General features: G+C 71.7%; 25 protein-coding genes. 17 read left to right on the top strand and 8 right to left on the bottom strand.

The window, feature by feature from the left end; translation table 11 throughout:
- The first annotated feature begins 8 nt into the window (after window positions 1–8).
- The 10 genes from ACPPVS_RS11710 to ACPPVS_RS11665 all read left to right on the top strand — a co-directional run bounded on the left by ACPPVS_RS11710 (window position 9) and on the right by ACPPVS_RS11665 (window position 10,981).
- Window positions 9–707: a FadR/GntR family transcriptional regulator gene (locus tag ACPPVS_RS11710; protein ID WP_426592443.1), complete on the top strand. Its 699-nt coding sequence runs from the start codon at window positions 9–11 to the stop codon at window positions 705–707.
- 121 nt (window positions 708–828) lie between these two features.
- Window positions 829–1,263: a hypothetical protein gene (locus ACPPVS_RS11705; RefSeq protein WP_426592442.1), complete on the top strand. Its 435-nt coding sequence runs from the start codon at window positions 829–831 to the stop codon at window positions 1,261–1,263.
- A 43-nt stretch (window positions 1,264–1,306) separates the two neighbouring features.
- Entirely contained in the window at window positions 1,307–2,692 is a 1,386-nt protein-coding gene (locus tag ACPPVS_RS11700; RefSeq protein WP_426592441.1) for a sensor histidine kinase, read from the top strand.
- Window positions 2,685–3,320 carry a response regulator gene (locus tag ACPPVS_RS11695; protein ID WP_426592440.1) on the top strand — a complete coding sequence of 212 codons (636 nt, stop codon included), beginning with the start codon at window positions 2,685–2,687 and terminating at the stop codon, window positions 3,318–3,320. Before ACPPVS_RS11700 ends, ACPPVS_RS11695 begins: the two co-directional genes overlap by 8 nt.
- On the top strand, window positions 3,320–3,673 hold the full coding sequence (locus ACPPVS_RS11690) for a DNA polymerase ligase N-terminal domain-containing protein (RefSeq protein WP_426592439.1): 354 nt from the start codon (window positions 3,320–3,322) through the stop codon (window positions 3,671–3,673). Before ACPPVS_RS11695 ends, ACPPVS_RS11690 begins: the two co-directional genes overlap by 1 nt.
- Window positions 3,674–3,730: 57 nt before the next feature.
- Window positions 3,731–4,954 carry an ROK family transcriptional regulator gene (locus ACPPVS_RS11685; RefSeq protein WP_426592438.1) on the top strand — a complete coding sequence of 408 codons (1,224 nt, stop codon included), beginning with the start codon at window positions 3,731–3,733 and terminating at the stop codon, window positions 4,952–4,954.
- 199 nt (window positions 4,955–5,153) lie between these two features.
- Window positions 5,154–6,458 (top strand): ABC transporter substrate-binding protein, encoded by a 1,305-nt coding sequence (locus ACPPVS_RS11680; RefSeq protein WP_426592437.1) that lies wholly within the window; start codon window positions 5,154–5,156, stop codon window positions 6,456–6,458.
- Window positions 6,459–6,540: 82 nt separating this feature from the next.
- Entirely contained in the window at window positions 6,541–7,428 is an 888-nt protein-coding gene (locus tag ACPPVS_RS11675; RefSeq protein ID WP_426592436.1) for a carbohydrate ABC transporter permease, read from the top strand.
- Window positions 7,425–8,327: a carbohydrate ABC transporter permease gene (locus ACPPVS_RS11670; RefSeq protein ID WP_426592435.1), complete on the top strand. Its 903-nt coding sequence runs from the start codon at window positions 7,425–7,427 to the stop codon at window positions 8,325–8,327. Before ACPPVS_RS11675 ends, ACPPVS_RS11670 begins: the two co-directional genes overlap by 4 nt.
- The gene (locus ACPPVS_RS11665; RefSeq protein ID WP_426592434.1) at window positions 8,324–10,981 is read left to right on the top strand and encodes a hypothetical protein; all 2,658 of its coding nucleotides are present in this window, start codon (window positions 8,324–8,326) and stop codon (window positions 10,979–10,981) included. Before ACPPVS_RS11670 ends, ACPPVS_RS11665 begins: the two co-directional genes overlap by 4 nt.
- Window positions 10,982–10,989: 8 nt before the next feature.
- Here the strand turns inward: ACPPVS_RS11665 and ACPPVS_RS11660 are convergent, their stop codons facing one another.
- Both ACPPVS_RS11660 and ACPPVS_RS11655 read right to left on the bottom strand, forming a co-directional pair.
- Window positions 10,990–11,268: a hypothetical protein gene (locus ACPPVS_RS11660; RefSeq protein WP_426592433.1), complete on the bottom strand. Its 279-nt coding sequence runs from the start codon at window positions 11,266–11,268 to the stop codon at window positions 10,990–10,992.
- A 75-nt stretch (window positions 11,269–11,343) separates the two neighbouring features.
- Window positions 11,344–11,694, bottom strand: a complete 351-nt coding sequence (locus ACPPVS_RS11655) for a hypothetical protein (protein WP_426592432.1) — start codon at window positions 11,692–11,694, stop codon at window positions 11,344–11,346.
- 90 nt (window positions 11,695–11,784) lie between these two features.
- Here ACPPVS_RS11655 and ACPPVS_RS11650 point away from each other — a divergent pair, with 90 nt between their 5' ends.
- The 3 genes from ACPPVS_RS11650 (at window position 11,785) to ACPPVS_RS11640 (ending at window position 14,341) form a co-directional block, all read left to right on the top strand.
- Window positions 11,785–12,816, top strand: a complete 1,032-nt coding sequence (locus tag ACPPVS_RS11650) for an aldo/keto reductase (protein WP_426592431.1) — start codon at window positions 11,785–11,787, stop codon at window positions 12,814–12,816.
- Between the two features lie 65 nt (window positions 12,817–12,881).
- Entirely contained in the window at window positions 12,882–13,715 is an 834-nt protein-coding gene (locus ACPPVS_RS11645; protein ID WP_426592430.1) for a formate/nitrite transporter family protein, read from the top strand.
- Window positions 13,716–13,804: 89 nt separating this feature from the next.
- Window positions 13,805–14,341, top strand: a complete 537-nt coding sequence (locus ACPPVS_RS11640; RefSeq protein WP_426592429.1) for a pyridoxamine 5'-phosphate oxidase family protein — start codon at window positions 13,805–13,807, stop codon at window positions 14,339–14,341.
- Between the two features lie 20 nt (window positions 14,342–14,361).
- Here ACPPVS_RS11640 and ACPPVS_RS11635 read toward each other — a convergent pair whose 3' ends face one another.
- Genes ACPPVS_RS11635 through ACPPVS_RS11615 form a run of 5 tightly spaced genes read right to left on the bottom strand, consistent with a single transcriptional unit; the run spans window position 14,362 to window position 17,479 of the window.
- The gene (locus tag ACPPVS_RS11635; RefSeq protein ID WP_426592428.1) at window positions 14,362–15,090 is read right to left on the bottom strand and encodes a DUF72 domain-containing protein; all 729 of its coding nucleotides are present in this window, start codon (window positions 15,088–15,090) and stop codon (window positions 14,362–14,364) included.
- Complete coding sequence (locus ACPPVS_RS11630; protein ID WP_426592427.1) at window positions 15,087–15,422, bottom strand: PRC-barrel domain-containing protein; 336 nt, start codon at window positions 15,420–15,422, stop codon at window positions 15,087–15,089. Before ACPPVS_RS11630 ends, ACPPVS_RS11635 begins: the two co-directional genes overlap by 4 nt.
- A complete protein-coding gene (locus tag ACPPVS_RS11625) occupies window positions 15,409–15,804 on the bottom strand; it encodes a hypothetical protein (protein ID WP_426592426.1) in 396 nt (131 codons plus the stop codon). Before ACPPVS_RS11625 ends, ACPPVS_RS11630 begins: the two co-directional genes overlap by 14 nt.
- Window positions 15,801–17,030 carry an NRAMP family divalent metal transporter gene (locus ACPPVS_RS11620; protein ID WP_426592425.1) on the bottom strand — a complete coding sequence of 410 codons (1,230 nt, stop codon included), beginning with the start codon at window positions 17,028–17,030 and terminating at the stop codon, window positions 15,801–15,803. Before ACPPVS_RS11620 ends, ACPPVS_RS11625 begins: the two co-directional genes overlap by 4 nt.
- Window positions 17,027–17,479: a hypothetical protein gene (locus ACPPVS_RS11615; RefSeq protein WP_426592424.1), complete on the bottom strand. Its 453-nt coding sequence runs from the start codon at window positions 17,477–17,479 to the stop codon at window positions 17,027–17,029. Before ACPPVS_RS11615 ends, ACPPVS_RS11620 begins: the two co-directional genes overlap by 4 nt.
- A 154-nt stretch (window positions 17,480–17,633) precedes the next feature.
- Between ACPPVS_RS11615 and ACPPVS_RS11610 the strand changes: the two genes are divergently transcribed.
- Together ACPPVS_RS11610 and ACPPVS_RS11605 are read left to right on the top strand one after the other, a co-directional pair.
- Window positions 17,634–17,843, top strand: coding sequence for a hypothetical protein (locus tag ACPPVS_RS11610; protein WP_426592423.1), 210 nt, complete (start codon window positions 17,634–17,636; stop codon window positions 17,841–17,843).
- Between the two features lie 13 nt (window positions 17,844–17,856).
- The gene (locus tag ACPPVS_RS11605) at window positions 17,857–18,834 is read left to right on the top strand and encodes an aldo/keto reductase (RefSeq protein WP_426592422.1); all 978 of its coding nucleotides are present in this window, start codon (window positions 17,857–17,859) and stop codon (window positions 18,832–18,834) included.
- A 64-nt stretch (window positions 18,835–18,898) separates the two neighbouring features.
- On the opposite strand, the gene ACPPVS_RS11600 is transcribed toward ACPPVS_RS11605, so the two are convergent.
- Window positions 18,899–19,573 carry a FadR/GntR family transcriptional regulator gene (locus tag ACPPVS_RS11600; RefSeq protein ID WP_426592421.1) on the bottom strand — a complete coding sequence of 225 codons (675 nt, stop codon included), beginning with the start codon at window positions 19,571–19,573 and terminating at the stop codon, window positions 18,899–18,901.
- A gap of 315 nt (window positions 19,574–19,888) precedes the next feature.
- On the opposite strand from ACPPVS_RS11600, the gene ACPPVS_RS11595 reads away from it, so the two are divergent.
- Together ACPPVS_RS11595 and ACPPVS_RS11590 are read left to right on the top strand one after the other, a co-directional pair.
- A complete protein-coding gene (locus ACPPVS_RS11595) occupies window positions 19,889–21,217 on the top strand; it encodes an enolase C-terminal domain-like protein (RefSeq protein WP_426592420.1) in 1,329 nt (442 codons plus the stop codon).
- A 26-nt stretch (window positions 21,218–21,243) separates the two neighbouring features.
- Window positions 21,244–22,326: a sugar ABC transporter substrate-binding protein gene (locus ACPPVS_RS11590; RefSeq protein ID WP_426592419.1), complete on the top strand. Its 1,083-nt coding sequence runs from the start codon at window positions 21,244–21,246 to the stop codon at window positions 22,324–22,326.
- Window position 22,327 lies beyond the last annotated feature (1 nt).

Below are 22,327 nucleotides of genomic sequence, written 5' to 3'. Positions count from 1 at the left end.
CTCGCCGCATGTCGCGTACCGACGAGGTCGTCGAGGCCATCAAGGAGATGATCCTCGACGGCCGGCTACAGGCCGGGGCCAGGCTGCCGGTCGAGAAGGACCTGGCCGACGATCTCGGCGTCTCCCGCGGCCCGCTGCGTGAGGGCGTCCGCGCCCTGGTCACCCTCGGCATCCTCGAGACGCGCCAGGGCGACGGGACCTACGTGACCAGCCTGGACCCGTCCCGGCTGCTCTCGTCGATGGGTTTCTTCGTCGACCTGCACGCCGACGGCTCGGCGCAGCCGTTCCACGCCGTGCGCCGGCTCCTGGAGACCGAGTCGGCCGGCCTTGCCGCCACCCGCATCACACCGGACGCGCTGGCGCGAGCGCGCGAGGTGCTCGACGAGGTGCGTGAGATCCTCGGCCGGACACCGGTGGACCACGAGGCCTTCATCGCCACCGACATCGAGTTCCACCGCATCGTCGCCGAGAACTCCGGCAACCCCGTGCTCGCCGCGTTCGTCGAGTCGCTCGCCAGCCGCACGGCGCGCACTCGGCTGTGGCGGGGACTCCACGAGGACGGCGCCGAGGAACGGACATGGCACGAGCACGACGCCATCTGGCGCGCGCTCGAGGCCGGCAATGCCGAGGCCGCACGCATCCGGATGGCCAGCCACCTGCTCGGGGTCGAGGAGGCCATGCGGCTCCTGCCGGTCGACAAGGTCTGACACGACGAAAGCCCGGCCTTCTCGGCCGCGGCCCTGTCGCCGGTACTAGTACCAAGGTCCGATGGTGGGCCGTACCGCGCGTGCGGGAGAAAGGAGTCCTCACCACAACCGAGGAGTTCCGATGAAGCGCATGATCGTGCTGACAGCCGCCCTGCTCGTCGCGGCCGCGCCCGCCGCGGTCGGGCTGGCCGGGAACAGCAGCCTGAGCCCGTCGGTCCCCGTCGCGCCTCCCACGCAGGCGGTGGTCGAGGACAACGGGGGAGCGACGCCCCGCGACGAGCGGACCGAGCCGGGCGACGACCGGGACGCCACCCCGACGTCCTCCCCGAGCGCGTCGCCGACGAGCACGTCGGTCGACGACCACGGCGGCCTCACGAACCGAGACGACCGCGTCGAGCCGGGTGACGACCGCGACCAGACCGGCAGCGCGCCGGCGGCGCCGGCGCCCGCGCCGTCCGCCTCGAACGACGACTCCGGCCACCACGGCGGTGGGTCCGACGACGGGTCCGGGCACGATGCCGACGACGACCACGGCGGCCGTGGCAGCGACGACTGACCCGACGGGGGCCGGCCAGGCGCCGCCGCATAGGGTGGGCGCCGTGCCCACACCCGGTCCGCGGTGGACGACGCTGACCCGGCTGCGGGGCGCCGGCGGCGGTGTCGAGTCGCGTCCGGTCCGCCCCTGGCGGGTGTTCGGGCGGCTCGTCGCCGCGGCGGCCCTGGTGCTCGTGATCGTGGCGTTCCTGGGCCTGTCGGCCAGCCGACGCATCGCCGAGCACGAGTCCGTCAACGACGCCGCCCGGCTCACCGACCTGCTGGCCGACGCGGTCGTGCAGCCGGTGCTCCGGGACGGGCTCCCCTCGGGGGATCCGGCCGCGGTGACGGCACTGGACGACGTCGTGCGCGCGAACGTGCTCAGCGACTCGGTGGTCCGGGTGAAGGTCTGGGACGGCGACGGGAAGATCGTCTACTCGGACGACCCGCGGCTCGTCGGTCGGGTCTTCGCGCTGGGCGACGACGAGCAGTCCGTCCTCGCCCGACCCACCACGGAGGCCGAGGTCAGCGACCTCGACAAGCCCGAGAACGTGTACGAGCGCGGGCAGGGCAAGCTGCTGGAGGTCTACCGGCCGGTGTGGACGCCCGACGGGACGCCGCTGCTGCTCGAGACCTACAGCCGCTACGACGCGGTCACCGAGCGGTCGACCGCTCTGTGGCGGGGGTTCGCCGGCATCACCCTGACGAGCCTCCTGCTGCTGCTCGTCCTCATGCTCCCCGTCCTGTGGACCCTGCTCGACCGGCTGCGGCGGTCCCAGGCGCAGCGCGAGGTCCTGCTCCAGCACGCCGTCGAGGCGTCGGACGACGAGCGTCGCAGGATCGCCGCGACCCTGCACGACGGGGTCGTGCAGGAGCTCGCCGCGTCCTCGTTCGCGCTCGCCGGCGTCGCCGAACGGGCCGAGCGGTCCGCCGCCCCCGACCTGGCCGAGCCCGTGCGCGGTGCGGCGGACACGGTCCGGGCGAGCATCAAGGGGTTGCGGTCGCTCCTCGTCGACATCTACCCGGCGAGCCTCGGAACCGCCGGCCTGGGTGCCGCCCTGCAGGACCTCGTGGGCGGCCTGGCCGCGCGCGGCGTCACCATCCGGCTCGACGACGCCGACGGGGTCGAGGCCGGGCTGTCGGCCGAGACCGCGCAGCTGGTCTACGGCGTGGCCCGCGAGACCGTGCGCAACGCGGTCACGCACGCGCAGGCGGACGAGGTTCTGGTGCGCGTCGACCGCGACGGCGGCACGGTCGTCCTCGAGGTGCGCGACGACGGCATCGGCTTCGACGTCGACGCGGTGCTCGCCGCGCCGGTCGAGGGGCACTTCGGTCTCCGCCTGCTCGCCGACCTCGCGGCGTCGGCCGGCGCGCGGCTCGAGGTCAGCTCCGAGCCCGGGGCCGGGTGCCGGTGGCGGCTGACGGTCGAGCAGGGGAGGGCGCATGACTGACGACGACGTCACCGTCCTGCTCGCCGACGACCACCACCTGGTCCGCTCCGGGCTGGCGACCCTCGTCGACGGCGCCGACGGCATGCGCGTGGTCGGACAGGCGGCGGACGGCGAGGCCGCGATCGCGCTGGTGGTCGAGCTGCGGCCCGACGTCGTGCTCATGGACCTCTCGATGCCGGTGCTCGACGGCGTCGAGGCCACGCGACGCATCGTCGCCGCGGAGCCCGGCACGCGCGTCGTGGTCCTCACCTCGTTCTCGGACACCCGGCGCGTCGGCGACGCCCTGGCGGCCGGGGCCACCGGCTACCTGCTCAAGGACTGCGACCCGCGCGACCTGATCGCCGCCGTCCGGTCGGCCGCCCAGGGGCATGCCCCGCTCGACCCCCGGGTGGCGACCGCGCTGCTCCCGACCGCCGTCACCTCGCCGGTCGACCGTCTGAGTCAGCGCGAGCGCCAGGTGCTCGAGCTCATCGGTCAGGGGCTGGCCAACAAGCAGATCGCGCGGACTCTGGGCATCAGCGAGCGGACCGTGAAGGTGCACGTCGGCCACGTGTTCCGGCAGATCGGGGTCAGCGACCGCACGAGCGCGGCGCTGTGGGGACGCGAGCACCTTGGGGACGGGCCCTGATGGGAGCCGACCGGCCGGCGTTCGTCCTGCACGACCACCGGGTGCCCCGCCCGCACTACGACCTGCGGCTCGAGGAGGACGGCGTGCTGCGGTCGTGGGCCGTGCCGCGCGGGCTCCCGACCGAGGTCGGCCGACCGCGGCTCGCCGTCGCGGTGCCCGACCACGACCTCGACCACCTGACGTACACGGACGACACGAAGCTCATCGCCGACACCGGCTGGTGGGAGCTCGTCGACCGCGACGAGCACCGGACCGTCTTCGTGCTGCACGGTCGCACCGGAGCGGTCCGCTACGCCCTCGTCACCACCCACGAGGGACTTCTCCTCAGCCGCACGAAGGAGCAACCCGGCTGACCGGCGTCCACGCGCAGGCGCGCGGATCGCCTAGGGTGCTCCGCGAGAGGAGCGTCGATGCGCCGAGGTACCAACCTGCCCGCGGTCGGTGGGTTCAACCAGACGGTCGTTCTCGACCTCATCCGGCGGACTCCCGACGGCCTGAGCAGGGTCGAGATCGCCGAGATCACCGGGTTGGTCCCGCAGACGGTGTCCAACGTGGCGCGCAGGCTGCTCGACGACGGGCTGGTGATCGAGGCCGGCAAGCACATCCAGGGCCGGGGCAAGCCGCGCGTCATCCTGCGCCTCGACGCCGCGAGCCGTTACGCCGTCGGGGTGCACCTGGACCCGACGGTCATCACCTACGTGGTGCTCGACCTGCGCGGCCAGGTGGTCGCGCACGAACGCGCCCGCACCCCCGCCGGGACGGACCCCGAGGAGACCGTGCGGACGATCGCGCGGTCGATCGACGCGGTCGTCGCGGGTGCGGGCATCTCGCGCGAGAAGCTCCTCGGGATCGGCATCGCCACGCCCGGACCCATCGACTCGGTCCGTGGCCGCGTGGTCGACCCGCCCCTGCTCGAGCACTGGCGCGACGTCCCGCTGCGCGACTCGGTCGCGGAGGCGAGCGGCCTGTCGGTGATCCTCGAGAAGGACGTGACGGCGGCCGTCGTCGCCGAGCTGTGGACCAACGACACCGGGTCCGACGACTTCGCGTTCTTCTACCTGGGCACCGGCATCGGCATCGGCATGGCCATCGGCGGCGAGGCGTTCCGCGGCACCTCGGGCAACGCGGGGGAGGGTGGCACTCTCGTCGTCCCCGGGGCCGGGCTGCCCGAGCGCAGGCGCAGCGAGATGCTCGGGCACCTGGCCACGCCGCAGTTCCTCGTCGCGCAGGCTGTTGACGAGGGCGTTCTTCCGCACGAGCCGCCGGAGCACGACCTCGCGGCCATCGACGACGCGTTCTCGGCGCTGGTGCAGCTGGCAGACGCCGGCGACGTCGGCGCGGGCGCGATCCTGGACCGCGCGGCCACGTTCATCGCCTCGGGCCTCGTCTCGGTCGTCAACCTGCTGGACTTCGACGAGATCGTGTTCGGCGGCCCGGCCTGGGCCCGCGTCGCGGACCGGATGCGCGACGAGATCGGGCGGCTCGTGGCCACCTCGCCGGACCGCAAGACCCGGCACGAGGTCCGGCTGGCGGACTCGTCGATCGGCGAGGACGTGGCGGCCGTCGGCGCGGCCTGTCTCGTGCTCGACACGGCCCTCTCGCCGAGGACCTCCGCACTGCTGATCTCCGGGTGAACTCGCCGCCCCGGCGGACTCGTCGTTGACAACGCCTCCGGGCGCGGTTAACTTCGGCGCATTAACGCCATCGAATGGCGTTAATGGTCACAGCGAGGTAACGGGACAGAGCCGTCCGCCGCGCCGTGGCCCAGGGCGGATCCCCCGTCCGCCCGCACCAAGCTCCCGGCCACCCCGCCGGTTCATCAAGGAGGATGAAGTGAAGCGTTCACGTGTCGCGTCCGCGGTCGCACTCGGCGCCATCTCGGTCGTCGCGCTCGCGGCCTGCTCGACGTCCGGCTCCGGCGACTCGAACACCTCGGGTGCCTCCGCCGGCAGCACCGACCTGACGTTCATGACGTTCGAGACCCCGGCGCTCACGTCCCAGTTCTGGGACACCTCGATCGACAACGCCGTCAAGGAGGTCCCCGGGATCTCGGTCACCAAGATCGTGAGCCCGGACGCCGACCGCAACGCCTACGCCAAGCAGCTGCAGGCCTCGGGCGACTTCCCGGACGTCCTGTCGTCGATCAACCCGAAGGACTTCACCGACGCCGGCCTGCTCGAGCCGTTCGACGACGCCTGGCTCAAGGAGAACTTCCTGCAGCCGGACGGCAACGCGATCGGCGGCAAGACGTACATCCCGCCGACGAACTCCCAGATCCTGCCGTTCGTCTTCTACAACAAGAAGATCTTCGCGGACGCCGGCGTCGAGATCCCGAAGACCTGGGCGGACTTCACGGCGGCCGTCACCAAGCTCAAGGCCGCGGGCGTCGTCCCGATCGAGCTGGCCGGCAGCGAGCCGTGGGCCGCGAGCATGCCGCTCGTCGCCCTCGCGTCCGCCGACGTCCTGGGCCAGAACCCCGGCTGGATCCAGGACCGGTACGCCGGCAAGGTCAAGTTCACCGACCCGGACTTCGTCGCCGCGATGCAGAAGGAGGTCGACCTCATCAAGGACGGCGCCTACAGCCCGGACGCGCTGAACGTCGACTTCGCCACGGCCAACAAGAACTTCCTGGACGGCAAGAGCGCGATGTACATCATGGGCAGCTGGTTCACCGGTAGCTCGTACGTGACGCCCGAGCAGGCCGACGGGTTCGGGGCGTTCCCGCTGCCCACCGACGACGGCTCGGTCGTCATCCCGTTCAACATGGGCGGCACCACGTCCGTCAGCGCCAAGTCCGCCGCGGTCGACAAGGCCAAGGCGTTCGCCGAGGCATGGTCGCTGGCGCCCGACAACCTCAAGGTCCTGATCGAGACCGACGGCGCGTTCCCGATGCTCAAGAAGACCGGGATCAAGGACTTCGGCGCCTCGACGAACACGCTGTACGACGCCGCGTACGCGTACGTGAACAGCGACAGCAAGAAGGTCAGCGCGTTCGGCTGGGTCAACAACGACGACGCCCTGGCGCCCGGCATCAACGACAGCTTCTACGCGCTGTCGCAGTCCCTGTTCTCCAACACGGACGTCAAGGGCCAGCTCGCCCAGCTCGACTCCGACTGGGACGCCGCCACCGCGAAGTAGCGCGTCGTTCCGCCGGGCGCCCACGACCCTCACCGTGGGCGCCCGGCACCCGCACCAGCGCACCGTCGAGAAAAGGACCCTCGTGCCGCACCGCTCCGTCCGCCGCAGGTCGCCCGGCCTCGCCGGCGTCGCCTGGATCGCCATGGGCCTCTACGCCCTGTTCCTGCTGTACCCGCTGCTGCAGAGCCTGCTGACCAGCTTCACCGACCGCAGCCCGCTCAAGGCGCACAGCTCGTTCGTCGGCCTCGAGAACTACACGGCCATGCTCTCCGATCACCGCCTGCACGACAGCCTGCGTTTCACGGGGATCGTCGTGGTCGTCGTCACGGTGGTCGCCAACGCGGTCGGCCTGGGCTTCGCGATGCTGCTCAACCGCGGCGGGCGGCACTACAGGGCGATGCGCACGCTGGTGTTCCTGCCGCAGGTGCTCTCGGGCGTGATCGTCGCGTTCATCTGGCGCAGCATCCTCACGCAGGACGGGCTGCTCAACTCGGCCCTCGGGCGGCTCGGCGTCACCGACTCGCCCATCCCGTGGCTCGGCACCCCGGGCCTGGCGACGTTCGCCATCTGCTTGACCGTCAGCTGGATCACGATCGGCTTCGCGACGGTCGTCTACACCGCGTCGCTGCAGTCGGTGCCGGCCGAGCTGTATGAGGCGGCACGGATGGACGGAGCCGGTGCGAGCGGACGCTTCCGGCACGTCACCGTGCCGATGATCGCGCCGGGCACGACCATCACCGTCGTCCTGTGCCTCATCACCACCTTCAAGCTGTACGACGTCGTCGCCGTGCTGACCGGGGGCGGCCCCGCCGAGAGCACCCGCACGACCGCCTACTACCTGGTGACGGTCGCGTTCACGAACAACAAGTTCGGGTACTCGTCGGCCATCGCGATGCTGCTCCTCGTGCTGACCGCCGTCGTCGCGTACGGCACCACCGCGATCCTGCGCCGCCGCGAGGCAGACCTGTGAGCGCCCCGACCATGCCGCGCCCCACCGTCCGCCGCGCCGAGCACGCCGACGCCGCCCCCGTGCGCCGCAGCGGCGACCGACGCGCCCGCACGGGTCACGGCGTCCTCGCCTGGTTCGTCACGCTCGTCTTCGTGCTGCCGATCTACATCGCGATCTCGAGCGCGTTCAAGACCCAGGAGCAGATCCTGGCCAACCCGCTCGGCCTGCCGTCGCCGTTCACGCTGGACAACCTGCGCACCGCGCTGAGCCGACCGGACCACCTGATCCAGGGCGGCCTGGCCAACTCGCTGCTGGTCACCACGCTGACGGTCGGGATCCTCGTGCCGCTCGCGTCCGCGGTCAGCTTCTACATCGCGCAGCGCACGCCGCGCGTCCGGGCACTGCTGCTGGCGGTGTTCGCCCTGGGCCTGATGATCCCGCCGCAGGTCATCCTGCTGCCGATCGTCGAGCTGCTGCGCACGCTCGGCCTGGCGCACACGTACCTCAGCCTGATCGCGTCGAACGTCGGCGGCGGCTACATGTCTTTCGCGGTGTTCGTCTACGTCGGGTTCCTGCGCACCATCCCGCGCGAGACCATCGAGGCCGCCCGCGTCGACGGCGCCGGCGACCTGCGCATCTGGTGGCAGATCGCGTTCCCGCTGCTGCGGCCGGCCACCGCGACGGTGGCGATCTTCCTCGGCCTGTGGGTGTGGAACGACTTCCTCAACCCGCTGTTCATCCTGGGGCCGCGGCAGGGCCAGACCATCACCACGGGCATCTACGTGTCGCTGGGCGGGTACTCGGCCGACTACGGGCAGCTGTTCGGGATCATGTTCCTGGCCGCGCTCATCCCGGTGGTCGGGTACCTGGTCAGCCAGCGGGAGTTCATCCACGGCCTGATGTCCGGGGCCTCGAAGTGAGGGCCGCACCGCAGCCCCCCGCTCTCGACGAGCTGGTGGGCGACTGGATGGCGCGCGAGGACCTCGTGCACCTGCACTCGCTGCGCAACCAGTGGGGACAGGCGCACGTGAACGCCGACCTGACCTCGCTGTCCTGGCTGGCGATCCCGCCGTTCGTCGGCGGGTACCACACCGGGGTCCTGCGGGTGGACGGCCGCGTACGCGCCGCCGACCGGTCGCGGTGGGCGCCGTGGGGCGTCACGCGTGACGCCGTGTTCGACCGGCTGCGCGTGTCCACCGAGACCCGGCTCGCGTACGAGGCCGACCGGGTGCTCTGGCGGGTCACCGTCACCAACGAGGCGGCCGAGCCGCGCACGGTGACGCTGGAGCAGGAGCTGGGCGCGCCGGTCGCGCACTCCGAGGTCGACTGGGGCTGGACGTACGGCCTGCCCTGGAACCACGGTCACCACCACGACTACTTCGCCACCGAGCGCGTGCGCGCCGAGGCGCTCGCCGACCGGCCGCGGCAGGTCCAGCTGCTCCCGCACGACCTGCGGGCGATCCGGCTCGGCAGCCCGCGCGTCCCCGGCATCCAGCGCGACGAGGACGACGCGCCGATGCTGCTCGAGGCGAGCCTGCCCGACCACTCGACGTCGGACTCGGGTCGCACGCGTGCGTCGAGCATCGTGGGCGTGGTCCGCTCGGTCACCATCGTGCCCGTCGGCTCGGACGCCGTCGTCCTGGACGGCCCGTACGTCCTCGACAACCCGGCGAGCGAGCACGTGCTCGACGCCGTCGGGCTGGCCGACGGCACCTCGGTGTGCGTGTCGGTGGAGGTCGCGACGTCGGGCCAGACGGGCGTGATCCTCACCCACGGGAACCACCCGGACTCGCTCCAGCTCGGGCTGGACGGTGACCGGCCGTTTCTCGTGATCGGCGGCGAGCGTGTGGTCGCCGACCGGCCGCTCGCACCCGGGCGGCACGCGATCGAGGCGCGGGTGACCGCCGACGGAGCGTCGCTCGTCGTCGACGGGTCTCCCGCCGGCGCGACGCGTCCGTGGTGGCACGCCCAGCGCTGGAGCGCGAGCGTCGACGGGACCGACGCGGTCGTCGTCGCGGACTCCGGGTCACCCGCCGTCAGCGCGTACGCGCTTTCGCCGGCGCCCAGCGCGCTCGTCGCCGACGGCTCGCGCGGCATCGCGCGGTGGGACCTGCACCTCGCGCCCGGCGAGACCGGGTCCGTGGCGTTCGTGCTCGAGATCGGTCTCGGCCCGGACGTGGTCCCGGCGGCCCGCGCCGAGGCCGCCCGGTTCGGTGCGGCGCTCGACGAGGTGGCGGCGCGCTGGCGGACGCTCTGGGCCAACGCCTTCGTCCCCGGCAACCCCGACCACTCGGGCTACCTGCCCGTGCTGAGCGGGTCGTCGGACGGGCTCTCGACCACCTACTACCTCGGGATCCTGCTCGCCCTGTACCTGCGCAACACGGGCGTCAGCGACCTCGGACCGGTGTTCCTGACCGGCGGGCCGCGGCTGGGACCGACCACCACCTACTACTGGGACCTGTCCGAGTGGCCCCGCACCGCCGCGATGCTCGAGCCGGCCGGGCTGCGGAGCTGGATCCTCGCCGCGCTCGCGCAGGACTACGACGCGTCGCACTCGTTCGACGTGCGCAACCTGCTGCCCGTCGGCAACCACTACGCGTCTAACGACCACGCCCTGTTCCGCATCGTGCAGGGCTACGTCGCGACGACGGGCGACACCGCGCTCCTCGACGAGGTGGCGGGCGGGCGCACCGTGCTCGACCACCTGCGACGGCTCGCCTTCCGCCCGCGCACCCGGCGGTCGGCGTTCGGGGCCGGCGTCCTGGTCGACCTGGGCGACGACGCCTGGGAGCTGCTCGAGTGCGTGCCCAACTACCGGCACGCCGTCGTCTCGTTCAACGCCGGGTACGTCGGCATGCTGCGCTCCCTCGCGTCGTTGCTGCGCACGCTCGGCGCCGACGACGAGGCCGACGAGGCCGCCCGGGACGCGGACGAGCTGGCGGCGGCCGTCCTCGGGCAGTACGCCGGCGGCGGCCGCTGGCGGATCGCGCACCCCACCGGTGAGGACGTGATCGGCCACTGCCTCGACTTCGAGCTCGTCGCGGCGGACCTGACCGAGGACCTGTCGGCCGCCCACCGCCGCGAGATGGTGGAGTTCGCCACGACGCACCTGATCGACGGCGAGTGGATGCGCGCCCTGTCGCCCGACGACCCGATCGCGCCGTTCTCCGACCGCCCGGACCACGGGGCGGCGGGCGCGTTCGCGGCCTGGCCGGGCGCGACGTCCTACGGCCTGTGCCGCCTCGGGCGCCCGGACCTCGCCGTCGAGTTCCTGTCGCGCGTGCACCGCAGCCGCGGGGGAGCGCTGTGGGGGCAGGCCGTCGAGTCGGTCGGTGGCGGTCGGTACCGCGTCGCGGAGCGGGGGATCTCCAACCGCGAGTCCGTGGCCGCGGTCGCCGTCACCGAGGCGGTGCTGGCCGGCGTCTTCGGGCTCCAGCCGGAGTTCGCGAGCCTGGGTCGGCCGGTGGGCACGCTGAGCACCACGTTCGGCGAGCTGCACGGGGTCCGGGCGGTCGGCTTCGACCTCCCGGTCCCGGAGCGGTCGCGGGAGCCCGCCGCGGACGGGGCGTCCTGAACCTCGCCTCAGAGGTCGTCGGCGTCGATCTTCTCGGCCTCGGTCGTGTCGTCGACCGGGTTGAGTCCCGTGTCGTCGAGCCCGGCCGACTCGATCCGGTCGGCGTTGGTCGCGTGGTCGGCCGGCACGCGTCCGACGTCGTCCAGCCCGGCCGCCTGGATCTTGTCGGCCTCGGTCGTGTCGTCGATCCGGCTGCGTCCGACGTCGTCGAGCCCGGCCGCCTGGATCTTGTCGGCGTCGGTCAGGTCGTCCGGCACCGCGGGAACAGGAGCATCGTTGCTCGTCATGATCTTCCCCGTCCATGAATTGTGGAGAACAGCAGCGTAGGTCGGTCGCGGCCCGCCCGCGCGTCAGGCGAACGGTCAGCCGCTGACTTCATCCAGGTGCTGCAGGAGGCCGTGCGCCGCGAGCTCGACGTCCTTGTGCCGCCACTCCGCGGCCCGGAACACGCAGGCGATCAACGCGGTGCGGTGCACGCGGCGGAAGTCGCCCGCGACGAACGCGTACCGGGCCTTGGTCTCGTCGGTCGCGCCGTCGGTCAGGCCGAGATGCCAGGCGGCGTAGTCCGACCACGAGTGCTTCTCGAGATAGGCGTTCTGCGCCTCGGCGTCGGGTTGCGCGTCGCCCCAGTCGCTGTCCAGCACGTACTGGTGGGCGTCGATCATCGCCCGGATGTGGGCGACGGCGCCGGGGTTGACGGAGTAGCTCGCCATGGTGCCTCCTCGGTGGTGCTACCGAGCCTAGGAACGACGTCGCCGTCCGGCGCGCTGGCGGCCGCTGAGCCACCGTGATGTGCTCGGACGATGCGCTACACCACCCTCGGGAACAGCGGCACGGCCGTCTCCACGCACTGCCTCGGCACCATGACGTTCGGGTCGGAGGCCGACGAGGCCGCGTCGGGGGACATCCTCACGACGTTCGTCGAGAACGGGGGGACGTTCGTCGACACGGCCGACGTCTACTCCGCGGGAGCGTCCGAGGAGATCATCGGCCGGTGGCTGGCGTCGCACGCGACCGAGGCCCGCCAGCTCGTCGTCGCGACGAAGGGGCGGTTCGCCACGGGAGCGGGGCCCAACGACCTCGGACTCTCGCGTCGGCACCTGAGCCAGGCGCTCGACGCGTCCCTGCGCCGGCTCGGCGTCGAGCACGTCGACCTCTACCAGCTGCACGCCTGGGACGCCCTCACGCCGGTCGAGGAGACGCTGCGCTTCCTCGACGACGCCGTCGGCGCGGGCAAGATCTCGTCGTACGGCTTCTCCAACTTCCTGGGCTGGCAGCTCACCAAGGCTGTGCACGTCGCGCGCTCGCACGGCTGGGCGGCTCCCGTGACGCTCCAGCCGCAGTACAACCTGCTGGTCCGCGACATCGAGCACGAGGTCGTGCCGGCCGCGCTCGACGCTGGGCTCGGTCTCCTGCCCTGGTCGCCGCTCGGCGGCGGCTGGCTCTCCGGCAAGTACACGCGCGACGTCGCTCCGGTGGGCGCCACACGCCTGGGTGAGGACCCAGCGCGCGGCATGGAGGCGTGGAAGGCCCGCAACGCGCAGGACCGGACGTGGCGGGTGGTCGACGCCGTGCGCGAGGTGGCCGACGGGCGCGGCGTCCCGATGTCGCAGGTCGCGCTCGCCTGGCTCGGCGCACGGCCCGCGGTGACGTCCGTGATCCTCGGTGCCCGCACCGTGGACCAGCTGATCGACAACCTCGGCGCCGCGGACCTGGACCTGTCCGAGCAGGAGACGGCCCGCCTCACCGACGCGAGCGTCCCGGTCGTCGACGACTACCCCTACGGCGAGCCCGGCGTCTCGCAGCGCTTCCGCCGGATCACGGGCGGTCGTTGACGAGGGGCGCAGGCCCGGGACTTCCAGCCCTGCCGACCGGCCCCGCCCGGATGGGACGGTCAGCTGTGCTGACGATCGAGCAGACCATGGACCACCAGGCGGAGTACGCCGCGACCAAGGTGGAGATGACCCGCCGTCCGCTCGCCTACCTCGTGCAGTCCGCGCTCGCGGGCTCCTACATCGGCGTCGCGGTGGTGCTCATGTTCACGGCTGCCGGGGGACTCGCGCTTGCCGGGTCGCCGTGGACCAAGCTGGTCCAGGGGCTCGTGTTCGGCGTCGCGCTGACTCTGGTGCTCACCGCCGGCGGTGAGCTCGCCACCTCGAACATGATGACCCTCACGCAAGGGGCGATCCGCCGGACCATCGGGTCGGGAGCCGCCGGCGCGACGCTCGCCTTCTCGTTCGTCGGCAACCTCGTCGGAGCCGTGGTCTTCGGCGCCATCGTGCACGCCTCCGGGGTGCTCGCTCCGGGCACGCCCGCCGGGACGATGCTCGCCGGCATCCTGGCGGCCAAGAGCCACGAGTCCGGCGGTCAGCTCTTCTGGCGCGGCGTGCTCTGCAACATGCTCGTGTGCCTGGCCATCTGGTCGGCGGCGCGACTGCGCAGCGAGGTCGCCCGGCTGGTGGTGATCTTCTGGTGCCTGCTCGCCTTCATCACCTCGGGCTTCGAGCACGTCGTCGCCAACATGACGACGTTCACGCTCGGCCTGCTGGGCCACGTCCCGGGCGCGACCCTCGCCGCGTTCGGGCGCAACCTCGCAATCGTCGGCGCGGGCAACCTCGTCGGGGGCGCGCTCGTCGTCGGCGCCGCCTACGCGGTCGTCGCGGGTCAGGCGGCTCCGCCTCCGCGAGTTGTTGCCCGGCCCGAGCCGGAGGACGCTGTAGGCACACGGAGGTAGGACATGCCACCACTGGCCCTCATCACCGGGGCGTCCTCGGGCCGGAGCCCGAACCCCGCCTCGCGGTACCCCGCAGAGGCGGCCCGCGCGTGAGCGACGACTCGGTGACCAGCGGGGTCATCGATCCCCGCTACGGCGACGCGACCCAGGTGCCACCACCGTGGGAGGTCGTCGAACGCATCCTCGCCGACGCGCAGCTCTACTGGATCGTCACGGTGCGTGCCGACGCCCGCCCGCACGCGGTGCCGCTCGTGGGCGTGTGGCAGGCGGGGACGTTCGCCTTCTGCACCGGGCCCGACGAGCAGAAGCAGCGCAACCTCGACGGCAACCCACAGGTCGCGGTGACCACGGGCAGCGGCGGCGCGGGCGGCTGGGCGAACGGCAAGGACGTCGTGGTCGAGGGTCGCGCGGTCCGGGTCACCGAACGCGACGACCTCGAGGTGCTGGCCGCCGCGTGGTTCGCCAAGTACGGCGACGACTGGCGGTTCGAGGTCAGGGGCGAGCGCTTCGTCGAGCTCAGCAGCTCGGGTGGGTCGACGGGCGGCGGCGCGCTGGTCTACCGGGTCGCGCCGGCCAAGGTGCTCGTCTTCGGCGACGAGCACGGCCAGACGGCCTACCGCTTCTGACGACCGTCGGGAGGTCGGTCCTAGGCGTCGAGGATCGCGCGCAGGGTGCGTGCGTTGTGCACGGCGAAGCCGGCGCCGTCGTTGTTGAAGTAGGCCAGGACGTCGCGGCCGTCGGCCACCCACTCGCGCATCCGGTCGGCCCACCAGTGCAGGTCGGCGTCCGAGTACGAGCCGCCGTACAGGTGGTCGTGGTCGGGCCCGTGCAGCCGCACGTACACGAACGGCGCGGTGGCGCGCAGGACGCACGGGAGCCGAGCGCCGCTCATCACGCAGGCGGCCGCGCCGTGCCGTTCGAGCAGTGCGAACACCGCGTCGTCCTGCCAGGACGGGTGGCGCAGCTCCACGGCGACCCGGACCCAGTCGGGCAACGTGCCCAGGAACCAGTCGAGGCGTGCGTCGTCACGCTCCTGGTCGGGGCGGAGCTGCACGAGCAGCACCTCGCGACGATCTCCGAGCTCGTGCCAGGACCGGGCGATCCGCTGCGACCAGGTCTCGGGCGCGTACAGCCGCTTGGCGTGGGTGAGCCCGCGCGGTGCCTTCACGGAGAGCCCGAAGCCCGGCGGGAGCCGACGGCGCCAGCTCGCGAACGTCGAGTCGCGCGGCCACCGGTAGAAGCTGGCGTTGAGCTCGACGGTGTCGAACTCCTCGACGTACCGCGCGAGCCGGTCGCCGGGCGGCAGGCCCGGTCGGTAGAGCACACCCGCCCAGTGGTCGTACGACCACCCGGAGGTCCCGATCCGGATGCTCACCCCGGCAGCGCCGGGGAGAACCGGCGGAAGCCGTCGACGAGCCTCACCGCGCCCGGGGCGACGGAGGCGACGTCCTCCCAGGGCACCAGGAACGTGCCCCGGTGGCGCCAGGCGTAGTAGCGCGCGAGCACGGCGGGCGCGCGGACGCGGGTGCGTTCGTACCCGAGGAACGAGGTGCCGGTCCGTGGGCTGACCAGGAGCCCGTGCAGGCGCGGTGCGGCCAGGAGCCCGTCCAGCGGTCCGTCCAGGGCGAACCGCACGTCGACGACGTAGCCGAGGCGGTCCCCGGACGTTCCGGTCACGGGTGCGTCGAGGAGGTCACCCAGGATCATGGCTGCCTCCCGGGATGCGTCGGATGATGTGGTCGCGGACCCAGCGCTCGGTCCAGGTGACGTCCAGCTCCGCGCCCCGGACGCCCAGCCGGACCGTGGTGCCGACGTCGGTGACGTGGGTCCAGCGGATGCGGTGCCAGCGCGACGACGGGGGCCGGCCGCCGAACATCCGCGTCGCCAGCACGGCTCCGCTGAGCAGCGAGGTGATCACCGCGGCCTGCGTCCCGTCGGGCAGGTCGGCCCCGTCCAGGCCGTGCACCTCGAGATCGTCCACCGTGCACACCGGGGTCCCGTCGACGTCGAGGACCTGCCGGTCGAGCAGGTGCAGGCGTGCATCGAGCACCAACCCGCTGGGGCGCGGAGCCTCGGGCAGCTCGGTCATGAACCCGCTCCCGTCACGATCATCAGGGGGATCGCGGCGACGGACGCCACCACGATGATCACCAGGTAGACCAGCGCCAGCCCGTTGGTCAGGCGCCCGTTCACGTGCTTGCCCATGTACTCGGGGTCGTTGGCGACGACGAGGATCGGCAGGTACGTCAAGGGCAGCGCCACCGCCGAGAACACCACGGAGAACTCCGTCACCGCCACCGGGTTCACGCTGGTCATCAGGACGCCGACGGCGATGACGATGCAGATGATCATCGTCAGGTGGAACCGGGCCGCGTGCACGGGGCGGCGGAACTTGCCCCACGACCAGCCGAGGAACTGCGCGAGCGTGTACCCGCTGGACAGCGACGTCTCCAGGGCGGCGCCGAAGGTGGCGGCCACGATGCCGACCAGCACCACCGCCAACGCCAGCTTGCCCCCCGCGATCGCGACCGGCAGGACGATCTGGGACAGGGAGGAGACCTGGATGCCCTGGGGCAGGAAGACGATGGCCGCGCAGGCGGCGATGGCGACCGACAGGACGCCGCCCAGCGGGAAGCCGACGAGCACGTTCATCCGGGACTGGGACAGGTCCTTGACGGTCCACTTCTCCTCGACGGCCCCCGAGGAGAAGAAGAACACCTCGTACGGGGTCATCGCGGCGCCGAACAGGGCGATCGCGTAGTACCAGTACGAGGCCGGGCCCTCCTGCGCGCTGACGCGCGGGTGGAACGCCTGGTCGGCGAGCGCGCTCCAGTCGGGCCCGAGCAGGAACACCGCCACCGCGAACACGATGAGGGTCAGCCCGACGAGGCCCGTGACGTTCTCCATGATCGAGAACCTGGTCCGCCAGATCACCAGCCAGACCGCGAGCCCGGCGACGGGGATCCACAGGCGCGGTTCGACGCTGCTGGCCAGCTGCAGCGCCAGCGCGATACCGCCCACCTCCGCCGTCAAGGTCAGCAGGTTGATCAGGAACGACGCCCCGAGGTTCGCGCCCGCGGCCCGCGGCCCGAGGCGCTCGCGGATGATCTCGAACGTCGCGCGACCGCTGACCGCGGCGACCTTGCCCGACATCTGCGCGAAGACGCAGATCCCGACCACGCCCACCACGACGACCCACGCCAGGGACAGCCCGAACCGCGAGCCGACGACCGCGTTGGTGACCAGGTCCCCGATGTCCAGGAAGCCGCCGATCGCGGTGAGGATGCCCAGAGCCAGGCCGAGGACCTTCTTCACGACGCACCGTCCAGCTGGCCCGTCAGCCGGTCCAGCCGGTCGGCGCTCGCGCCCAGGGCCTTGTCGACGGAGTCCGGACCGGTGCCCGCGCCGTTCGCCCACCCTCGAGCGGCCACGACCGAGCCCTGCGCCTCGCGGACGGCCGCGAGCGCGTCCTGCTGCCATGCCGCGGTCGTGCGGTCCGTCGGCACCAGCGTGACCACGGCGAAGGCGGCGTCGTCGAGGACCGCGACCTGGTCGAGGAGGGCGGTGTCCGCCACGGAGGGAGTGAGGCGATCCGCCGCAAGCTGGTCCACGGCGATCTGCGCGGTCGCCACTGCTGACGACGCCTGCTGGACGGGGTCGACCAGCGCGCGCGCGTCGTCCGACTCCGTCGACGACGAGCCGACCGCACAACCGGCGGCCAGCGCGAGGGCGACCAGGGCGAGAGCGGCCCGTGCGGCGAGCATGGGACGCATCGTGACGCGCCGTCGATCGCCGCGCACGTCGAGGGGGATCGGAGCGTGACGTCCGCGAGCCACGGCCCCGGCCGACGTCGATGTGCGGTAGACCTTCGAGTACGGCGCTGCAGTCAGAGTCCGGCGCTCGTCACTGAGGAGACGGATGACGATGGTCTGGGCACGTGTCATCGGCGGGGTGCTGTTGATCCTCGTCGGAGTGCTCTGGGTCCTGCAGGGGTCCGGGGCGCTGGGGGCCACCGGCGGGATGAACGGGCAGTCCCAGTGGACGCTGATCGGAGCGGTGGTCGCGATCGTCGGAGTGGTGCTGCTCGTCGGCGGGATCACCAAGCTGCGCGCCGGACGGCGCGGTTGAGTCAGGAGCACTGATGGAGTACCGCCAGCTGGGCCGCACGGGCATGTCCGTCTCCGAGATCGGCTACGGCGCATGGGGGATCGGCGCCTCGATGTGGATCGGCGCGCAGGAGGACGAGTCGGTGGCCGCGCTGCACCGCGCCATCGAGCTGGGCGTGAACTTCATCGACACCGCCCGCGGCTACGGCGACAGCGAGCGGATCGTCGGCGGCGTGCTGCGGGACCACCCAGGTGTGCACGTCGCGACGAAGGTGCCACCCAAGAACGGTGTCTGGCCGGCGTCCGCGGGCGTGCACCCCGACGAGACGTTCCCCGGCGCCCACATCCGAGCGAGCCTCGAGACGAGCCTGGCGGCGTCGGGGCTCGAGGCGTTCGACCTGCTGCAGTTCCATGTGTGGAGCGACGAGTGGGTCGGCCACGGCGACTGGCTCGAGACCATCGCGGACCTGCGCCAGGAGGGCAAGATCCGCTTCTTCGGCGTCTCGGTCAACGACTACCAGCCGGAGAACGCCCTGCAGCTCGTGCGCAGCGGGACCGTCGACACGGTGCAGGTGATCTACAACGCCTTCCACCAGCAGCCGGCCGAGCAGCTCCTGCCGGCGTGCACCGAGAACGGCGTCGGCGTCATCGTGCGCGTGGCCCTCGACGAGGGCGGGCTCACCGGGCGGATCACGGCCGGCTCGACGTTCCCCGACGGTGATTTCCGGAACGGGTACTTCGGCGGCGACCGGAGCGCGCAGGTCGAGCAGCACGTGTCGGCGCTGACCGCGGAGCTCGGCATCGCGACCGACGAGCTGCCTGACGTCGCGCTGCGGTACGTCCTGGACGATCCCGCCGTGTCGACGGTGATCGCGGGCATGCGCAGCATCCGCAACGTCGAGCGGAACGCCGCGACGAGCGATGGGCGACGGTTGACCGAGGAGCGTCGTGCCGTGATCCAGGCGCACCGCTGGGAGCGGAACTTCTACCGCGCTCCGGGACACACCGACTGATCGAGCGCCTTCACCTCGGCACGGAGCATCCCGGCTCGCCGTCCGGACTGACGGCGGGGCGCGCTCACTCGAGCATGGTGCGCAACCACGACTCCACGCCGGCGATGTGCACGGTGGCCTGGGCGTCGGCGAGGCCGGGGTCGTGGGCGCTGATCGCCTCGAAGATCGCTCGGTGCTCCGCAAGCGTGCGGGCGAGGGCGCCTTCCTCCGTCATGCCGCGCCACAGCCGTGCGCGCAGCGTCCGGCTCGACATCGAGTCGATGAGCGAGGCGAGCACGGAGTTCCGGGCCGCGCGGGCGATCGCGCGGTGGAACTCGATGTCCGCGCTGACGAGGTCCTCGACGGTGGAGTCGACGGTCGTCCGACCCAGGATCTCGCGCAGACCCTCGATGTCGTCAGCGTCCGCGAGGCGCGCCGCCTTGGCGCTCGCCGCGGGCTCGAGGATGCGGCGGACCTCGAGCAGCTCGAGGACCGTGGTGTCCCGGTGGAAGTCCGCGATGAAGGTCAGCGTGTCCACGAGAGACTCGGCCGACAGGCTCGACACGTAGGTGCCGTCGCCCTGCCGCACGTCGAGGATCCGGAGGACGGACAGCGCCCGCACGGCCTCCCGGAGCGAGCTGCGGGACAGCCCCAGGTCGGCCGCGAGGTCGGCCTCGCGAGGCAGTCGCTGACCGGGTTGGAGCTCGCCTGACGCGATCATCGACTTCAGCTTCTCGATCGCCACGTCGGTGACTGCCACGGCGCACCCCTCAGACGTCTGATGACTCGGGCCGCGTGTGTCGATCCGGCCCGGCAGCCCGAGTCTGGCCCAGATTTCCCGGCAACTCAAACGCCCGCGCCGCGATCGATCGTGACGAATTCGTTGCCTACCTGCCTCTTTACAATGCCGAGCCACAGCTACAGACTGGGCGCAGACATCGGAGGTTTGGCCGCCGAGCCCCTAGTTGGACAGGGTCCCGACAGTGCTGTGCGGCCTTCGATCGATCGATACATCGGATCAGTGACGACCCGAGAGAGGGTGCCCAGTGAATGCTCGGCAGTCTGGAGACCCGACGTGACGGCAGTTTTCGAGCCGTTCGACGTCGTGGACGTGCGGTTCCCCACCTCCCGCGAGCACGACGGTTCCGACGCGATGAACCCGGACCCGGACTACTCCGCTGCGTACGTCGTCGTGCGCACCTCGGCCGGCGAGAGCGGTGCAGGGTTCGTGTTCACCATCGGCCGCGGGAACGAGGTCGCCGCCTCGGCGATCCGCGCGGTCGAGCGGCTCGTGGTGGGCCTCGACGTCGAGGAGACCTTGGCCGACATGGGCGCGTTCTGGCGTCTGATCGTGCACGACTCGCAGCTGCGTTGGCTCGGGCCCGAGAAGGGCGTCGTGCACATGGCGATCGGCGCGGTCGTGAACGCGGTCTGGGACCTGTACGCGAAGCGTGAGGGCAAGCCGCTGTGGCAACTCCTCGGCGAGCTGACCCCTGAGCAGCTCGTCGCGCTGATCGACTTCCGGCACCTCTCCGACGCGCTGACACCGGCCGAGGCGCTGGAGATCCTGACGCGCGGCGCGGCAGGCAAGGACGCGCGCGTCGCGGCGTTGCTGGCCGACGGGTACCCCGCGTACACCACGTCGGCCGGTTGGCTGGGCTACTCGGACGCCAAGGTCGAGCTGCTGGTCAAGGAGGCGCTCGCCGACGGCTTCACGCACCTCAAGCTCAAGGTCGGCGCGGACGCCGACGACGACGAGCGGCGGCTCGAGATGGTGCGCTCGCTCGTCGGCCCCGACGTCCTCCTCTCGATCGACGCGAACCAGGCCTGGGACGTCGGCGAGGCGATCGACACGATCGGCCGGCTCGCGCCGTACGGCCTGTACTGGGTGGAGGAGCCCACCAGCCCGGACGATGTCGCCGGCCACCGGGCCATCGCCCAGGCGGTGGCGCCGGTGCGGGTGGCGACCGGTGAGCACGTCGCCAACCGTGTCGTGTTCAAGCAGCTCCTCGCCGCGGGGGCCATCGACGTCTGCCAGATCGACGCCTGCCGCGTGGCCGGCGTCAACGAGAACGTCGCCATCCTCGTCCTGGCGGCGAAGTACGGAGTCCCGGTCTGCCCGCACGCGGGTGGTGTCGGGCTGTGCGAGGTCGTGCAGCACCTCGCGATGTTCGACCTGGTGGCCGTCAGCGGGAGCACGCAGAACCGCTGGATCGAGTTCGTCGACCACCTGCACGAGCACTTCGTCGTCCCTGCGCGCGTGCAGGGCGGCCGCTATCTGGCGCCGACGCTCCCGGGCTCCGGCGCCGAGCTCCTCCCCACCACGCTGATCGACTACCGCTATCCCGACGGCGTCGTGTGGTCAGACCCCCAGTCGACTGACCCCCACCCCCAGGGCCGCTGAGCGTGCCCCGTCTCAAAGGAGAGATCGTGCGACTCAAGTTGGCAATGAGCGCCACCGCGGCCCTGGCCGCGGTCGGCCTTCTGGCTGCGTGCAGCAGCAGCTCAACTCCCGGCAACGACGGCACCAGCGGCAGCAGCGGCGGCGCCACCGGCGGGGGGAGCCGCCCGCTCGTCGGCGTCGACTACCCCCGCTCCGACTCCGACTTCTGGAACGCGTACATCAATTACGTCCCGGAGAAGGCCGACACGGTCGGCGTCGACCTCAAGACGACCAACTCGCAGAACGACATCAGCAAGCTGGCCGACAACGTGCAGACGCTGGTCGCGCAGGGCGTCAAGGGCGTCGTCATGGCGCCCCAGGACACCGCCGCGATCATCCCGACGCTGCAGCAGCTCGCGTCGAAGAACATCCCCGTCGTGTCGATCGACACGCGGCCCGACAGCGGGAAGGTCTACATGGTCGTGCGTGCGGACAACCGCGCCTACGGCACCAAGGCCTGCAAGTACATCGGCGACACTCTCGGCGGCAAGGGCAACGTGGTGATGTTCGAGGGCGACCTGGCCTCGATCAACGGCCGCGACCGCACCGAGGCGTTCAACGACTGCATGAAGTCGGACTACCCGAACATCAAGGTGTTCGGCGAGCCGACCAAGTGGGACCCGCCGACGGCGGTGTCTCAGCTCAACACCGTGCTGGCGGGCAACACGATCAACGCGATCTACATGCAGGCGTCGATCTACCTGCCCTCCACGCTGCAGGCTCTGCAGCAGAAGGGCCTGCTCAAGAAGCGCGGCGAGGACGGCCACATCGTCATCGTGTCGAACGACGGCGTGCCGGCCGAGTTCCAGGCGATCAAGGACGGCACCATGGACGCCACGGTGTCCCAGCCCGCCGACCTCTACGCCCAGTACGGCCTGCAGTACGTCAAGGACGCGATCGACGGCAAGAAGTACACGCCGGGCGACGACGGCCACGGCGGCAAGATCGTCCAGGTCAGCCCCGAGATCCTCGAGGACCAGATCCCCGCGCCCCTCGTGACCGTCGACGGCAAGTTCCCGGAGTCGGTCGCTGTGGACGACACCACCCTGTGGGGCAACAACGTCAGCTAGG

This window comes from Cellulomonas sp. McL0617 (assembly GCF_049994875.1).
In the GTDB taxonomy this organism is placed as follows: domain Bacteria; phylum Actinomycetota; class Actinomycetes; order Actinomycetales; family Cellulomonadaceae; genus Cellulomonas.
The sequence above is the reverse complement of the archived record's forward strand: the minus strand, read 5'-3'. Positions and strand labels throughout refer to the sequence as shown.

Bases quoted from the DNA above. Each gene is read 5' to 3' on its own strand.
- ACPPVS_RS11710 (WP_426592443.1), top strand. From the start codon at position 9: ATGTCGCGTACCGACGAGGTCGTCGAGGCCATCAAGGAGATGATCCTC.
- ACPPVS_RS11705 (WP_426592442.1), top strand. From the start codon at position 829: ATGAAGCGCATGATCGTGCTGACAGCCGCCCTGCTCGTCGCGGCCGCG.
- ACPPVS_RS11695 (WP_426592440.1), top strand. From the start codon at position 2,685: ATGACTGACGACGACGTCACCGTCCTGCTCGCCGACGACCACCACCTG.
- ACPPVS_RS11690 (WP_426592439.1), top strand. From the start codon at position 3,320: ATGGGAGCCGACCGGCCGGCGTTCGTCCTGCACGACCACCGGGTGCCC.
- ACPPVS_RS11685 (WP_426592438.1), top strand. From the start codon at position 3,731: ATGCGCCGAGGTACCAACCTGCCCGCGGTCGGTGGGTTCAACCAGACG.
- ACPPVS_RS11660 (WP_426592433.1), bottom strand. From the start codon at position 11,268: ATGACGAGCAACGATGCTCCTGTTCCCGCGGTGCCGGACGACCTGACC.
- ACPPVS_RS11655 (WP_426592432.1), bottom strand. From the start codon at position 11,694: ATGGCGAGCTACTCCGTCAACCCCGGCGCCGTCGCCCACATCCGGGCG.
- ACPPVS_RS11650 (WP_426592431.1), top strand. From the start codon at position 11,785: ATGCGCTACACCACCCTCGGGAACAGCGGCACGGCCGTCTCCACGCAC.
- ACPPVS_RS11630 (WP_426592427.1), bottom strand. From the start codon at position 15,422: ATGATCCTGGGTGACCTCCTCGACGCACCCGTGACCGGAACGTCCGGG.
- ACPPVS_RS11625 (WP_426592426.1), bottom strand. From the start codon at position 15,804: ATGACCGAGCTGCCCGAGGCTCCGCGCCCCAGCGGGTTGGTGCTCGAT.
- ACPPVS_RS11615 (WP_426592424.1), bottom strand. From the start codon at position 17,479: ATGCTCGCCGCACGGGCCGCTCTCGCCCTGGTCGCCCTCGCGCTGGCC.
- ACPPVS_RS11610 (WP_426592423.1), top strand. From the start codon at position 17,634: ATGACGATGGTCTGGGCACGTGTCATCGGCGGGGTGCTGTTGATCCTC.
- ACPPVS_RS11605 (WP_426592422.1), top strand. From the start codon at position 17,857: ATGGAGTACCGCCAGCTGGGCCGCACGGGCATGTCCGTCTCCGAGATC.